The following is a 12,235-nucleotide window of genomic DNA, read 5'->3' as shown; positions in this document are numbered from 1 at the left end:
GTATCGTCACCTTTCGGCCTCGGCGAGTTCCGCCAGCAAGGTCAGCAGGCCGCGGGTCGCGACGCGCTCGCCTGCCTTGAGCGCGCCCTGGACGGACGCGGACTGCGGCGTCTCGGAAAGTAGCGTCACCGGGGTCGCGACAAAGCCTTCCGGCGAGCGCACGAACACCCAATTGTGATTTTTGAAGTTCACGAGCGCGTCGGCGGAAACGCGCCACTGGGAAGCGTCGCCGCCTTTAAGGCGCAGGATCGCCTGGACCGCTTGGCCAGGGCGCAGCGGACTCGATCCAGTCCGAAACTCGGCGACGGCCGTGACCGACTGCGTCGCCGCGTCCACGGTGCGGCCGATGCGAATAAGTCTGCCGTCGATGCCCGCTAACGGCAAATGCACGCGGTCGACGTTATCCAGTCCCGCGGCGCGGCCAAGGGGCACTTGCAGATTGACCCAAATGGGATCGAGCCTCGCAATGGTGATGAGCGGCGCCGAGGCCTGCACGCGCTCGCCGGTGGTTCCGTGTCGCTGCAGGACGGTGCCGGTGACCGGCGCGCGCACGACAAGCGAGCTAGCGAGCTTACGCTCGCGCTGCAGCGTCTCGATCTCTTTATCCGTCATGCCGGCCAGCGACAGAATTTGTCTGCGCTCATCGAGCGCCGAGCGCGCCTGAGTCGCCTCGGCGCGCGTGACGATCAACCGCCGCTCAGCGATGATATGCTCCTTGAACAGCTGCTCGTCGCGCCGCAGCTTCTCCGCCGCGAGATTCGCCTCCGAGACAGCGTGCAGGAAGGCGCGCTGCGCCTCGATGAGCTCCGACGACTTCAACGTCGCGATCGGCGCGCCTTGTTTGACATCCTCGTCGATTGCGACGAGCAGAGTCTCGACGAGACCGGCGGCGGGGGCCGCTACAATGAGGAGTTGCTGCGGCGGCACCGCGACGACGCCGGGCACGACGAGTTCGCCCATGCCCGACTCCTTCTCGACGGGCTGAGTCTCAACGCCGGCGACGCGCATCTGATCTTCGCTGATTTTGACGAGGATCGGCTCCAGGTTCTGGTTTTCTGCGGGCGCAGCTTGCACCTCTGCAGCGCTGAATGTCAGAAGGCCGCCAAGAATGGAAAGGCCAGAGAGAGCAAGAAGGCCAAAGATAGGAGCAAGCGCAGGCCGCATGTGATTGATCATAACCTTCGCTTTGCAGGTCATCCGCCTGCCTTCCGCTGTCGAGGGCAACGGGACGCGCTCCAGAGGCGAAGCGGCGCACGCTGAAGTGACGCGCACAACAGCGGCCGCCGCATTCCTACGGCGCCGCGATGGCTGATTTTGCCCGGATGCGGCGACAGGCTCAAGGCAATTCGGCTGCTCGCCGGAGATTTTCCAAAAAAAACAGGCCTTGCGCTTCCGTATTCGTCGGCTCTGGCCGTCGCAAACGACGGCTACCGTTCTATAATCACCGCAGAAACGTGCCCTAGCCCTGAGGAGCGAAATGCGTCATCCTTCGACCGCCGCCATCCGGCTCGCCGATTACCGTCCTGCCGATTTCGCGATCGATTCCGTCGAACTCGATTTCAGACTGCATGCCACCCAGACCCGCGTCTCCGCGCGACTGGCGCTGCGCCGCAATCCAGCCGGGGACCCTTCCGCGCCACTCGTGCTCGATGGCGACGAGTTGATGCTGCTGGGCGTGAAGCTCGACGGCCGTACGCTCGGGCCCGGCGAATATGAAGCGACGCCCGATCGTCTCACTCTCGCGAATGTTCCCGACGCGCCATTTACGCTGGAAATCGACACGGAGCTCAATCCGAGCGGCAATACGCAGCTTTCCGGGCTCTATCGCTCCGGCTCGGCCTATTGCACGCAGTGCGAGGCGGAAGGTTTTCGCCGCATCACCTATTTCCTGGACCGTCCCGACGTGCTCAGCGTCTATACGACACGCATCGAAGCCGAGAAAAGCGAAGCGCCGATCCTGCTGTCGAACGGCAATCCGGTCGAGCATGGCGATGTCGCAGGATCCAATCGCCACTATGCCCTCTGGCGCGATCCGTTTCCAAAGCCCTCTTATCTGTTCGCGCTCGTGGGCGGCGATTTGGGCGTTGTGCGCGACGAATTCACGACAATGTCGGGCCGCGTCGTCGAACTTGCCATCTACATCGAACATGGCAAGGAATCGCGCGCGGCCTATGCGATGGACGCGCTGAAGCGCTCGATGCGCTGGGACGAAGAGAAATTCGGCCGCGAATATGATCTCGACGTGTTCAACATCGTCGCCGTTTCCGACTTCAACATGGGCGCGATGGAGAACAAGGGCCTCAACATCTTCAACGACAAATATGTGCTCGCCTCGCCCGACACCGCGACCGACGGCGATTACGCCGGCATCGAAGGGGTCATCGCGCACGAATATTTCCACAATTGGACGGGCAATCGCATCACCTGCCGCGATTGGTTCCAGCTTTGCCTCAAGGAAGGGCTGACAGTTTTCCGCGACCAGGAATTTTCGGCTGACATGCGCTCGCGCGCGGTTGAGCGCATCGGCGACGTGCGCGGCCTGCGCCTCGCGCAATTCCCCGAAGACGCAGGTCCGCTCGCACATCCCGTGCGTCCGGACGTCTATCAGGAAATCAACAATTTCTACACGTCGACCGTTTATGAGAAAGGCGCTGAAATCATCCGCATGCTGCGGACGCTGATCGGCGAAGACAAATTCCGCCGCGGCATGGATCTTTATTTCGAACGCTTCGACGGGACGGCCGCGACGATCGAAGATTTCCTCTCCTGCTTCGCCGCATCATCCGGCCGTGACCTGACGCATTTCGCGCTTTGGTACAGTCAGGCGGGAACGCCCGTCGTGACGACGTCAGGCGAATATGATTCCGCCGCCCAGACGTTTGCCTTGAAGCTGAGTCAGCAAACACCTCCAACGCCCGGTCAAAGCGACAAGAAGCCGGTCGTGATCCCGCTGGCGCTCGCGCTCTTTGGCGAGAACGGGCAAAAGCTCGATCTCGTGAGCGAAGACGCCGCACCGACTGAACTTGCCCGTGGTTTGATCGAACTGGACAGCGCAGAGCGCGTCATCCGTTTCCGCGAGATTTCGTCACGGCCCGTGGTCTCGCTGCTGCGCGGCTTTTCCGCGCCTGTGCGCCTCGAGCCGGCGCCGGCGAGCGAGGATCTCGAGCGTCTGCTCGCCTGTGACGACGATCCGTTCAATCGCTGGCAGGCGTCGCAAAGCCTCGCCTTGCGAGCGATCTTCGGCCGACTCGAAACCGGCGCTCTTGACGCCCGGGGACTGAGCGAAGCGCTGCGACTGCTGCTCGCCAAGGCCGAGGATGATCCGGCGTTGGTCGCACAGGCGCTGTCGCTGCCGTCGGACATCGATCTTGCGCGCGAAAAAGGGCGCGACGTCGACCCGGATCAGCTCTTTGAGGCGCGCATGGCGTTGCGCGCGGAGATCGGCAGGTCGCTCGGCTCAGAACTCGACGCGATCCACGCGCGCTTTTCCGCCGCTGGCGCCTTCACGCCCGACGCCGCGAGCGCGGGACGCCGCGCATTGCGCAACGTGACGCTCGATCTTTTGGCCGCGGGCGATGCTGACAAAGGTCGGTCTCTGGCCACGGCGCAGTTCGAAACCGCCGGGAATATGACGGACAAGCTCGCCGCGCTCGCGACATTGGCGCTTCTCGGCGGCCACGCGCGCGAGGAGGCCTTCGCCCGGTTCTACGCACAATACGCCGGAGACGCGCTTGTCATCGACAAATGGTTCTCGCTGCAGGCGATGATTCCGGAAGAGGCGACCACACAGCGCGTATTGGGTCTGATGACCCATCCGGAATTTTCGATGAGCAACCCCAACCGCGTGCGCGCGTTGATCGGCGCCTTCGCCAACGGCAATCTCACGCGCTTTCATGCGCTCGACGGGTCAGGATATGATTTGCTCACGGCCGTCGTTCTCGAAGTCGATCCGAAGAATCCCCAGGTGTCCGCGCGGCTTCTCTCGGCGCTGCGCTCCTGGCGCACGATGGAGTCGCGGCGCCGCGACCTCATTGAAGCCCGACTCAAGCATATCGTCGCGCAGGAAAATCTCTCTGCGGACCTGCGCGACATCGCCACGCGGGCGCTTGGCTGAAGCGCTTGGCTGAGGCGCCCAAAAAAGAGTCGTTAACGTCGCGTTAAGTTCTGGACAATTGCGCGTCGAGAGATTCGAATGAAGGTGATTCGCTCGTAAGCCGCGTTCGCATCACAATCAATTTGGAGGCTATCGATGGCGCGCGCTCCCGCTGCCCGCGTGAAGACTCACGCCCATACCGTGTGGGGAGCGTGCCGGTTCGATGAGGACGGCGCAAAGGGCCTGAAGGACTTCTCCTGGCTTCGCCCTCTGGCGTTCGCCGCCTGCGCGGTTTGCCTCGTCTCTCTCGCCGCCTTTGTCGTGTCGCTGACCAGCGCGATGCAGGATCGACTGGTCGAGCAGGCGGTCGACGATCTCGATCTTTTCGTTCGCGCCGTGTCGCAGGACCTGCGCGATAAAATTAAAACCGACGCGCAAAAGCCGTTCGGCGCGCCGCTCAATCAGCTCGTGCCGCAAGGCGCGCTGGCGCGAGGACGACGCATTCTGGTGACGGACGAGCGCGGCCGCGTCGCCGCCGCCTTTCCGCCAATTCCTTCGACAGACCTCACGTTGTCGCAAGCCATCGGCGCAGAAGACGCGCTCGTCGACTTCGCCGACAACGCCGGCGTCTTGCGCGTCACTTTGCCGGATGGCGTTCCCGCCCTCGTGAGCGTCCGAAAGCTGCCGACGCCATTCGGCCAAGTGGCGATGATTTATCCCGTGGACAATGTGCTGGGCGAATGGCGCGTGATCGCGTCCCGCTATGCGCTGCTGTTCGCCTGCACCACGCTGCTGCTGCTCGTCATCGTCCTCGCCTATTTCCGCCAGAGCCGGCGCCGTCTGGACGTCGAACGCGCCAACACGCTGATCCGCAGACGCCTCGAGGCGGCGCTTTCGCGCGGCCGATGCGGCCTTTGGGAATGGGACATTGCGCGCGGCCGAATCTCCTGGTCGGACTCCATGTATGAAATGTTGGGGCTGCCGGCCGAACGCCGGTCCCTCTCCTATACCGAATTGAGCGCGCTGCTGCATCCCGACGACGGCGACTTCCAGACGATGGCAGACATGGTCGCGAGCGCACGGACGAATAGCGTCGATCACGAGTTCCGGCTGAAGAACGCCGCCGGCGAATGGATCTGGCTGCGCGCGCGGGCGCAGATCGTCGAAGATGGTCGGGAAGCCGGCAAGCATTTGATTGGAATCGCAATCGACGTTTCCGAGCAACGCGCGCTCGCCGAACAAACGGAGATGGCCAATTTGCGCCTGCGCGACGCGATCGACGCCATTTCCGAAGCCTTCGTGCTGTGGGACGCCAAGAACCGCCTCGTGACCTGCAATTCGAAATTTCTCTCGCTGCATGGGCTCTCGCTGGAAGCCGCATCCGCCGGAGCCAACTATCGGCAGATCATGAGCTGCGCCACCGCGCCCTTGATCCGCACCCAGGTCGCTTCGCCCGACGGACCTTCGCCGGACGCCCGCACCTATGAGGCGCAGCTCATCGACGGCCGCTGGCTTCAGATCAACGAGCGCCGCACCAAGGATGGCGGCTATGTCTCCGTGGGCGCCGACATTACGGCGCTCAAGCGCAACGAAGAGAAGCTGCGTGAATCGGAGCGCCGACTCACCGCGAGCGTCGCCGATTTGACCCGCTCGCGACAGACGCTGGAAATGCAGGCGCAGCAGCTCGCGACTCTCGCCGAGCAGTATCATCATCAAAAGGCCGAGGCGGAAGCCGCCTATGTGGCGAAATCGGAATTCCTCGCCAATATGAGCCATGAGCTGCGCACGCCGCTCAACGCCATCATCGGCTTTTCGGAGATGATGGAGGCGGAGCCGTTCGGCGCGCTCGGTTCGCCAAAATATCTCGAATATTGCTGCGGCATACGCCAGGGCGGCAATTACCTCAACGAAGTGCTGTCCGACATTCTCGACATGTCGCGTCTTGAAGCGGGCCTCGTGCGTCTTGCCGAACGGGAGATCAACGTCGCCGAGGCGCTGCGCAAGGCCGTCGGCGCCTGGCGCGCGCGCGCCGATGTGAAGAACATCGAGCTTGTCGCCGACGTCCGCGAGAACCTGCGATGCGTCGGAGACGAAGCGGCGATCGTCAAGACGCTCAGCATCTTCCTGTCCAACGCCGTCAAATTCAGCGAATTCGGACGCGTCGTGCGGGTGCGCGCGCGAGCGCATGGCGGCGCGATCGACGTCTATGTCGAGGATTCGGGGCGCGGCATCGACCCGCGCGCCATCCCCAAGCTCGGCAAGCCGTTCGAACAATGCGCCGATCTGATGGAAAACGGCATGCGGGGCTCCGGGCTCGGCCTCGCCATCGCGCGCGCCCTCATCGAGCTGCATGGCGGCGCGCTGCGCGTCCGCTCCCGTCTCGGAGAAGGCACGGTCGTCATGATGCGGCTGCCGGCGGCCTCGGCGACCGTGACCCCTTTGAAGGCGCGCGCGGTCGAACCCGGCGCATCCGCGAAGATTGCGCCTTACGCGCGCTCCATCCGCGCCGTCGGGCCGACAGTCGTGCGCATCGCGGGCAGCGACAGCGCCACGCGCAATCCAGGCGCATTGTCTTCGATCCGCAACGCGCCGTGATGCATTCGCGCAACCGCCGCCGCGAGCGACAGCCCCAGACCTGATCCCGGCCGCGAACGGGAATTCTCAAGCCGCACGAAACGTCCCACCACGCGCTCTCGATCCGACGGCGCGATGCCGGGTCCGCGGTCCGCGACGATGATTTCCACACGATCGCCGACGCGCCGCGCCTCGATGGCGATGCGCGGCGCGTCGCCTGTCCCGCCATATTTCAGCGCGTTGTCCACGAGATTCACGAGCGCCTGCCCGAGCAGTTCGCGGCTGCCGGTGACCGCAAGTCCGTCCTGCGCCGCGACATCGAGATGGACGCCCTGCTCTTCGGCGACGGGCTCATACATCTCGGCGATGTCGCGCACGACGGAATCGGCGTCGAAGACGGCCATATTGTCGCTCGAATATCCCGCCTCCGCCCGCGCGATCATTAATAGCGCGTTGAACACGCGGATCAGGTTGTCGGACTCTTCGATCACGGCGGCGAGCGCCGCACGATGCTCGCTGTCGTTTGAGCCCGCCCGCAAGGCCGCCTCGGCGCGGTTGCGCAATCGGGTCAACGGCGTCTTGAGGTCATGCGCGATGTTGTCGGAAACTTCGCGCAATCCGGCCATCAGCTCGCTGATGCGTTCGAGCATGGCGTTGAAGTTTTCCGCCAACCGGTCAAGTTCGTCGCCGGCGCCCGAGATGGCGAGTCGCTCGTGCATATCGCCCGCCATGATGCGGCGCGCCGAGCCCGACATCACGTCGACGCGCTCCAGCATGCGATGCGAGACGAACAAGCCGCCAAGCGCGCCGACGAGCGCGAGCCAGAATAGCGACACGCCGAGCGCGCGGCGCAAGATCCCGCGAAGCACTTCATGATCTTCGATGTCATGGCCGATGAGCAGGCGAAAGCCGCCGGGAAGCAGAAACAGCCGCAGCAACGCCGGATGCTTGACGCCCGGCTCGCCGCGTCGCTCATAGGCGGTCTCGACGAGTTCCGTGCCGCCGGAAGGCGTGAAATTCGGCGGCTCGATATTGCCGACGATGACGTCCCCGGCATGACTCGAGAGCAGATAGAGCGAACCGCCGGGCGCGCGCACGCGGCGCTCCACCGCATTGACGAGCTGGCGCAGGCCGCCCTGCGCATATTGTTCGGATAGCGCCCGGATTTCGGCGTCGACGGTCTGCTCGATCTGCTCATCGAGCACTTCCTTGACGCGAGCGCCGACTCGCGCGAGCACGAGGCCCGCGCCAATCGAGAACAGCACGAGATAGGCGATCGACAGTTTGAACGCCGTCGTGCGGAAAAGCTTACCGAGCGCCGTCACGGATCATATACCCAGCCCCGCGGATGGTGTGCAGAAGCGGGTTCTCGCGGCCTTTGTCGATCTTAGATCGCAGACGGGAAATATGCACGTCGATGACATTGGTCTGCGGATCGAAATGGTAATCCCAGACGTTTTCGAGCAGCATGGTGCGGGTCACCACCTGGCCGGCATGTTTCATCAGATATTCCAGCAGCCGAAACTCGCGCGGCTGAAGCACCACCTCCTGGCCGCCGACCGTCACCTTGTGCGACAGCCGATCGAGCTCCAGATCGCCGACGCGATATTGGGTTTCTTCGCCCTTGGGCCCGACCCGGCGGCGCGCCAACGCCTCGACCCGCGCCAGCAGTTCCGAAAAGGCGTAGGGCTTTGGCAGATAGTCGTCGCCGCCCGCGCGCAGACCTTTCACGCGGTCATCGACCTGGCCGAGCGCGGAGAGAATAAGCGCCGGCGTTTGAACGCCTTGCTCGCGCAAGCCAGAGATCAGCGACAGCCCGTCCATCTTGGGCAGCATCCTGTCGACGATCACCACGTCGTAACCGCCTTCGCTGGCGCGTCCATAGCCAGAAAGCCCGTCGGCGGCGTGTTCGGCGACATGGCCTTGTTCACGGAACGCCTTGACGAGATATTCGCTCGCTTCGCTGTCGTCTTCAATGATCAGAATGCGCATGTTTCACTATAGCTGAGATTGCAAAAAAACGGCAGGCCGGCGCATTGTGCGCCAGCCTGCCCCGCGTTCGGAAGCCAGGAGGGGACTGGCTCTGCCCGACGCTCTTCATTGCGGAGACCGGCTGCGGGCGGGTGCAGTATGTGACGGCCTCGACGCAAGAAGTCCCTTAAGCGGCCTTAGCCGGCTCCGCCTCTCACCGGAACGGCGATGAACTTCGCGCCGTCCGCAGATTTCACACGCAGCAGCACCGAGCGCCGTCCCTCTTTGCGCGCCGCCTCAACTGCAGAGGCGAGTTCGCCGCGGGAGCTCACCGGCTGCCCGGCCGCCTCGATAATCACGTCGCCCCTGCGCAAGCCTTTTTGCGCGGCGGCGCCGGAGGGATCGATGTCCGTCACGAACAGCCCTTCCCGGCCCGCGCCGCGCACCTCGGCGGCCGGGGCGACCTCGAGCCCAAGGCCGGACAGTTCGGGCCCCCGCTCCGAGAAGCCTTCATCGTCGGCGCGCGCTTCCCGTTCGTCCGGAAGGACGCCGAGTTTCAGCTTCACCGTCTTTTCGGCGCCCGAGCGCAGATAGGTGATGTCCGCCGTCTTGCCGGGGCCAAGGGTCGCGATGCGGCGCGCGAGATCGCGCGACGTGTCGATCTTGTCGCCGTTGACGGCGACGATGACGTCGCCAGACTTCAGGCCCGCCTCTTCCGCCGGAGCGCCCCGCTGCGGCTGCGCGATCAGCGCGCCTTTCGACGATTTCAGCCCCATGCTGTCGGCGATTTCTGGCGTCACGTTCTGAATCTTGACGCCGATCCAGCCACGCGACACGGAGCCCTTTTCCTTGAGCGCCGCCACGACGTCCTTGGCCACTTCGGCCGGAATGGCGAAGCCGATGCCGATCGAACCGCCCGAAGGCGAATAGATCGCCGTATTGACGCCAATCACATTGCCGCGCGAATCAAAGGCCGGACCGCCGGAGTTGCCGCGATTGACCGGCGCGTCGATCTGCAGGAAGTCGTCGTAAGGGCCGGCGCCAATGTCGCGGCCGCGCGCCGAAACGATGCCGGCGGTGACTGAGCCACCCAGGCCGAACGGATTTCCGACCGCGATCACCCAGTCGCCGACACGCGGCGCCGCAGAGCCCCAGTCAACATAGGGGAGCTTCGCGCCGTCGCTGATCTTGAGCAGCGCCAAGTCGGTGCGCTTGTCCGTGCCGACAACCTTGGCGGGCAGCGTTCTTCCGTCGTCGAGCGCAACGTCGACTTCGCTGGCGTGTTCCACAACGTGGTTATTGGTGACGACATAGCCGTCCGGGCTGATGATGAAACCAGAGCCCTGCGACATCGTCATGTGTTTTTGCGGACGCCCCCCCTGACCTTCGCCGAATCGCTTGAAAAAGCGATACATGGGGTCGTCAGGCGACACGTCCGGCATCTCAAAGATGCCGCCGCCCTGCTGATCATCGACGGCCTTGACCTTGATGGCGACGACGGCGGGTTTGACGCGCTCGACGACGTCCGCGAAGGAGGCGGGTCCAGCGGCGGTGACAGATCCTGAAAGCGGCGCTTCGGCGTAAGCCGGCGTCAGCGGCGCCGGACCGATCGCAGCGCTAAGCGCGAACGCCGCCGCAGCGCCCATCAGCGCCAGACGGGACGCGCGGCGCGGCGCTTCAACGGCGCGGGCGCGAGGATTGTTTGCGATAGGCATTTTTCGAAAATCTCCATCTTGAACGACGCCGCGTGGAGGAGAAGCGCAACGTCGCCGTAAGATGAAACATGGAGATCGCCGCTTTGCCGGCCAATGGCGGCGGGATGAAACTTTCGTAAGGCGCTACGCCCAAGGAAACGGTCGCAGGCGACTGCGCGTGAGACATGCGCAGCGTGAGAGCGCTGGTGAGGCGCCTGCGCCGTGATGGCGGGCGGCGTTCACAGCCAGCCAGCGCGACGGAGCCGGTAATAAAGATAGAAGCAGATCGTCGCCGTCATGCCCAGGACAACGTAATAGCCATATTTCCAGTCGAGTTCGGGCATGTGACGGAAGTTCATGCCGTAAATGCCGGCGATGGCGGTGGGCACCGCCAGAATCGCGGCCCAGGCGGCGAGCCGGCGCGAAATGTCGGTCTGCTGGATCTGCGCGTTCATCAGGCTCGACTCGAAAGCGAAGGCGAGCGTCTCACGCATCGTGTCAATGCGTTCCTGGACGCGGCGCAGATGGTCGCGAACGTCGCGAAAATGCGGCCGCATCTCGCGATCAATGGCGACGACGTCGCTGCGCTCCAGGCGACGACAGACGTCCGAAAGCGGCGTCGCGGCGTTGCGCAGCCGCAGCAAGTCGCGCCGCAGCGTATAGAGCTGTTCGATCTCGCTCTTGCCCATCGTCGTCGCGAGGACATGATCCTCGATGTCCTCGACCTGATCACTGATCGCGTCGAGCACCGGAAAGTAATTGTCGACGATGAAATCGAGAATGGCGTAGACGATGAAATCCTCGCCCTCCGACAGGCGTTCCGCGCGCGCCTCGCAGCGTTCGCGCACATGCGCATAAGAACTCGACGCGCCATGGCGCACGCTCACGACATAGCCGACGCCGACGAAAAGATGCGTCTCGCCGAAGGCGATGCGGCCGTCGACAATCTGCGCGGTGCGCGCGACGATGAAAACGCTGTCTTCATATTCTTCGAGCTTGGGAAACTGATGCGCCTTGAACGCGTCCTCGATCGCGAGATGATGCAACGCGAACTGTTCGCCGACGCGCTCCAGCAGCTCTTGTGACGGCTCGTAGAGTCCAATCCAGACGACATAGCCTTCGCGTTTGGTCCACTCTCCGGCCTCGCCGATTTCAATATCGGCGATCTTGCGTCCACCGTGATAGACCGCCGCTGCGACAACCCCGGCTTCCGTGGGCTTTGTCGCGGTCGCTCGCTCGTCCATGCATCCTGCCCCGGTCAGGACGGCTTTGATCCGCCGCGCGCCACGCCGACTTTTGCGGGGCGCAGCACGCGTTCGCCGATCATGTAGCCTTGCTCAACGACCTGAGCCACCGTGCCCGCCGGTTGCGTCTCGTCGGGAATTTCGAACAGCGCTTCATGCTGATTGGGATCAAAGCGCGCGCCCTTTGCGTCGATCTTCCTGACGCCGAAGCGCGTGAGTCGCGCAAGAAAATCGCGCTCCATCACGTCGACCCCCTCAAGCAGCGATGCGACCGCCGGCTCGGCGCGCGCCCCCTCGGGCACGCTCTCGATGGCGCGGCGCAGATTATCGGCGAATGACAGCATCTCCCGCGCGAAATTCGCCACGCCATAAGTTTTGGCGTCGGCGATCTCGCGCTCGGCGCGACGGCGCACATTCTCGACTTCGGCCAGCGCACGAAGAAGCTTGTCCTTTAACCCTGCGTTTTCTGTATAGAGATTTTCGAGCTCGGTGAACGGCTCCGGCTGCGCGATGTCGGATTCGGCCGACGGCTGCGACAAGGACGAAGGCTCAGCGCCTCCCCGATTCTCCGTCGACTCAGCCTTTTTGTCTGCGTTCGTTGGATCGCTCATGCTGTCACCATCATTCTTTCGTAAAGGCTTCGATATCTGCGCGCGAAG

Annotated in this window: 8 protein-coding genes; 2 read left to right on the top strand and 6 right to left on the bottom strand. The window is 63.8% G+C overall.

Annotated elements, in window-relative coordinates; genetic code table 11:
- Window positions 1–6 precede the first annotated feature (6 nt).
- The gene (locus EHO51_RS03220) at window positions 7–1,197 is read right to left on the bottom strand and encodes an efflux RND transporter periplasmic adaptor subunit (protein ID WP_245434724.1); all 1,191 of its coding nucleotides are present in this window, start codon (window positions 1,195–1,197) and stop codon (window positions 7–9) included.
- A gap of 280 nt (window positions 1,198–1,477) precedes the next feature.
- Between EHO51_RS03220 and pepN the strand changes: the two genes are divergently transcribed.
- Together pepN and EHO51_RS03210 are read left to right on the top strand one after the other, a co-directional pair.
- A complete protein-coding gene (gene pepN / locus EHO51_RS03215; protein WP_124737676.1) occupies window positions 1,478–4,114 on the top strand; it encodes an aminopeptidase N in 2,637 nt (878 codons plus the stop codon).
- 135 nt (window positions 4,115–4,249) lie between these two features.
- Entirely contained in the window at window positions 4,250–6,688 is a 2,439-nt protein-coding gene (locus tag EHO51_RS03210; RefSeq protein WP_124737675.1) for a PAS domain-containing sensor histidine kinase, read from the top strand.
- Here the strand turns inward: EHO51_RS03210 and EHO51_RS03205 are convergent.
- The 5 genes from EHO51_RS03205 to grpE form a co-directional block, all read right to left on the bottom strand.
- Window positions 6,580–7,992, bottom strand: a complete 1,413-nt coding sequence (locus tag EHO51_RS03205; protein WP_124737674.1) for a sensor histidine kinase — start codon at window positions 7,990–7,992, stop codon at window positions 6,580–6,582. The two genes, EHO51_RS03210 and EHO51_RS03205, sit on opposite strands and share 109 nt — an antisense overlap.
- A complete protein-coding gene (locus EHO51_RS03200) occupies window positions 7,976–8,659 on the bottom strand; it encodes a response regulator transcription factor (protein ID WP_124737673.1) in 684 nt (227 codons plus the stop codon). Before EHO51_RS03200 ends, EHO51_RS03205 begins: the two co-directional genes overlap by 17 nt.
- A gap of 176 nt (window positions 8,660–8,835) precedes the next feature.
- On the bottom strand, window positions 8,836–10,353 hold the full coding sequence (locus EHO51_RS03195; RefSeq protein ID WP_124737672.1) for a Do family serine endopeptidase: 1,518 nt from the start codon (window positions 10,351–10,353) through the stop codon (window positions 8,836–8,838).
- Window positions 10,354–10,571: 218 nt separating this feature from the next.
- Window positions 10,572–11,576 carry a magnesium/cobalt transporter CorA gene (gene corA / locus EHO51_RS03190; RefSeq protein ID WP_124737671.1) on the bottom strand — a complete coding sequence of 335 codons (1,005 nt, stop codon included), beginning with the start codon at window positions 11,574–11,576 and terminating at the stop codon, window positions 10,572–10,574.
- A 14-nt stretch (window positions 11,577–11,590) separates the two neighbouring features.
- On the bottom strand, window positions 11,591–12,187 hold the full coding sequence (grpE, locus tag EHO51_RS03185) for a nucleotide exchange factor GrpE (RefSeq protein ID WP_124737670.1): 597 nt from the start codon (window positions 12,185–12,187) through the stop codon (window positions 11,591–11,593).
- Window positions 12,188–12,235 lie beyond the last annotated feature (48 nt).

The organism is Methylocystis rosea (assembly GCF_003855495.1).
Lineage (GTDB): Bacteria > Pseudomonadota > Alphaproteobacteria > Rhizobiales > Beijerinckiaceae > Methylocystis > Methylocystis rosea_A.
The sequence above is the reverse complement of the archived record's forward strand: the minus strand, read 5'-3'. Positions and strand labels throughout refer to the sequence as shown.

Bases quoted from the DNA above. Each gene is read 5' to 3' on its own strand.
- EHO51_RS03195 (WP_124737672.1), bottom strand. From the start codon at position 10,353: ATGCCTATCGCAAACAATCCTCGCGCCCGCGCCGTTGAAGCGCCGCGC.
- corA (WP_124737671.1), bottom strand. From the start codon at position 11,576: ATGGACGAGCGAGCGACCGCGACAAAGCCCACGGAAGCCGGGGTTGTC.
- EHO51_RS03220 (WP_245434724.1), bottom strand. From the start codon at position 1,197: ATGACCTGCAAAGCGAAGGTTATGATCAATCACATGCGGCCTGCGCTT.
- EHO51_RS03210 (WP_124737675.1), top strand. From the start codon at position 4,250: ATGGCGCGCGCTCCCGCTGCCCGCGTGAAGACTCACGCCCATACCGTG.
- pepN (WP_124737676.1), top strand. From the start codon at position 1,478: ATGCGTCATCCTTCGACCGCCGCCATCCGGCTCGCCGATTACCGTCCT.
- grpE (WP_124737670.1), bottom strand. From the start codon at position 12,187: ATGAGCGATCCAACGAACGCAGACAAAAAGGCTGAGTCGACGGAGAAT.
- EHO51_RS03200 (WP_124737673.1), bottom strand. From the start codon at position 8,659: ATGCGCATTCTGATCATTGAAGACGACAGCGAAGCGAGCGAATATCTC.